The following is a 2,753-nucleotide window of genomic DNA, read 5'->3' as shown; positions in this document are numbered from 1 at the left end:
CGGATTGATGTCCGGGAGATCACGCTCAAGTGTATCCGCAAGTTTCTGGGCCATCTTAGGCAATACCTTAGTAATGATGATCTCCTTCTCACGCCTTTTCTTAAGTGAGACCTGTCGATTCAGATAACGGTTCATCTTCCTCGAGACCTCTTTAATTGCAAGCTCCACCTCATCCCTGATCTCAGGAATATCAGCAATGGCATCCTTGGATTCTGATGTGAACGGTACGTTCGTAGAAGCCACATGGACAAGCAGAACCACCGGACCTGTTGGCATTCCGCCTCCGGGCTGGTTCAGACCATACTGTTTCCATTTGATCCCTTCGACAGCATGAGTTGAGGCACATCCTCCCTGCTGATACAGCAAAGGAACACGGTTTGCAAATCTCATGATATCAATGCGGTCATCTTTCTGGAGAACGCCACCGTATGCGATACCAACCTCCACAACGAAAGGATTGCCTGAAAAGACAGAAGGGCTACGAGTGGTCGTGGCAATAAAATCGACATTGAACTCCTTTTCAAGACCTTTGTAGATGAGTTCTTCACCAATAGGAGAAAGACAATCCGTCGGTGGCGCCATTATCTTCACTTTTTTGAAGGCATCCAGCAATTTCTTCGTCTGGTCCCTTGTAAGCTCCGAAGGCAACATCTCCGTATCAAGTCCCGCTGCCTTGCAGATCTCCTCGGCTGTAAGCAGACCGATCTTTGAGAACGAATAGCGTAGGAACGGAGCTAATTTCTGGCGGTCAGTATAGCGCAGCATCTTCATGAGAGTACCAAGCTCAATTCCATGAGGATGCGGCAATATTTCCTTTGCAGGTATTGGAAGCTTGTCGGTAGCCCTATCAAATATGACCTCATTGCCATCCGGCTCTATCAAAGTGAGCCGTGCATGAGGATTAACGATAGCAGTTGCCTTCAGATATTCATAGATGGACTGTCTGCGTCCCTTTACATAAGACGCTTCCATTTCCAGCTCCACACGAGTACCATGCGGCCTATCCCAGTCGATCACCTCATCAAGAAGGATCTCAGGGTCATTGGTACTGGTGTTTATCATTACTTCATAGTGATGCGCAGGGGAGTCTGGACCGATCTTGGAAATGACACTTGTTGGATGACCTGCTGTCAACTGTGCATAAAGGACAGAAGCTGAAATACCAATACCCTGTTGTCCACGGCTTTGTTTCAGTGCATGGAAACGTGAGCCATAGAGCAACTTGGCAAACACCTTGGGTATTTGCTCTTTAACGATACCCGGACCATTGTCCTCTACTATCACACTTACATTATCCTTTCCGACACGCTCGATATGAAGCAAGATGTCAGGAAGTATCTCTGCTTCCTCACATGCATCAAGGGAATTGTCCACTGCTTCCTTTACGGTAGTTATCAGACTACGCGGAGCAGAGTCAAAACCAAGGATCTGCCGGTTCTTCTCAAAGAATTCTGCAACACTTATTGCTTGCTGCTTTTTTGCAAGTTCTTCTGCAATTGGGGCTGCCATATAATACTCATCCTACATTACTAAAAATTTGGTTGAAACAACGACTATACATTTTCTGATAGAGATATCAGGAGCTATTGACTGTGATCATTAAAAAATAGGATGCAAGATATTTATTCGTTTGCAGCCATTTTAAATTTCAGCATGATCACTGCGATAGATCTCTGCGAAACGGATCCACGAAATGACATACCGGGGCAGGATACTACACCGAACACCATAGTAGATCATGTTAAGATCATTTTCCAATATCTTCGTTCCAGAGTTCCGGATCTTTACTGATAAAATCATCCATCATTGCTACACATTCATCAAGGTCAAGGTCGACCACTTCAACTCCATGGGATTCCATAAATTCCCTTGCTCCTGAGAAGGTCCTGGATTCGCCAACAATTACCTTTTTTATGCCAAATTGTACCACAGCACCGGCACAAAGATAGCAGGGCATCAAAGTGGAATAAAGAATTGAATCACGATAGCTCCCAACCCGTCCGGCATCCCTTAGGCATGAAATTTCAGCATGTGCCATTGGATCATCCTGTTGGACACGTAAATTGTGACCCTTGCCAATAATTAGATCATCCCTTACAAGAACCGAACCAATGGGAATTCCACCACTGTTAAGTCCCGATCTCGCTTCATCTATTGCTACCTGCATAAATTCATCCATATCTTTACACCCCGAGAATTCAAATGGAAATATTAATAAGTATAAATATATTAAAGATTATAAATGTTTTGAAAAAAATGATTCATTCCGGGATCTCCAACCTGTAGACCCTGTCATTTTCACGCACCTTATCCTTGACAGCAATTCCCACGACATCCCCTGAGGATGCAGATAGGACAGAACCTTCATCCGACCTTATTTCAGTGACATCCTGTTCAAAGTATGTACTTTTGCCTTCGATGATAATGTGGTCCCCAACGGCGATACCCGTTTCGAGAAGCTTTACTTCCGCCGCCCCGCTCTTCCTGTAATAATTGGTAACCACCCCTACAGCATGTCTTTTGGTAGTTGATACGTTCATATCAGATTCGATGGAAATACCATCCGGACCGGGTACCCCGAAGTAGAACCCTGTGGAAAAGCCACGGTTAAAGACCGAAGCCAGCTCTTCTTTCCATGACCTTGCTTTTTCAATTGTGTACGAACCATCACAATAGGAATCGAGAGCTTCACGATAACAGCGGGATACAATAGACGTGTATCTCGCATCCTTCAACCTGCCTTCGACCTTGAA

The 2,753-nt window shown here is 44.9% G+C and carries 3 protein-coding genes; all 3 read right to left on the bottom strand.

Translation table 11 applies throughout. From position 1 onward, the window contains the following. Positions 1 to 1,509, bottom strand: a 1,509-nt coding sequence (locus tag QAS77_RS11415; RefSeq protein WP_305065674.1) for a DNA topoisomerase VI subunit B, incomplete at its 3' end; no start/stop codon positions are given. 238 nt (positions 1,510 to 1,747) lie between these two features. Next, positions 1,748 to 2,179, bottom strand: coding sequence for a nucleoside deaminase (locus QAS77_RS11410; RefSeq protein WP_250867859.1), 432 nt, complete (start codon positions 2,177 to 2,179; stop codon positions 1,748 to 1,750). Positions 2,180 to 2,261: 82 nt separating this feature from the next. Then, positions 2,262 to 2,753, bottom strand: a 492-nt coding sequence (locus QAS77_RS11405) for a U32 family peptidase (protein ID WP_305065671.1), incomplete at its 5' end; no start/stop codon positions are given.

The organism is Methanococcoides sp. (assembly GCF_030594565.1).
GTDB lineage: Archaea > Halobacteriota > Methanosarcinia > Methanosarcinales > Methanosarcinaceae > Methanococcoides > Methanococcoides seepicolus.
This window is presented reverse-complemented; position numbering and strand designations above follow the sequence as displayed.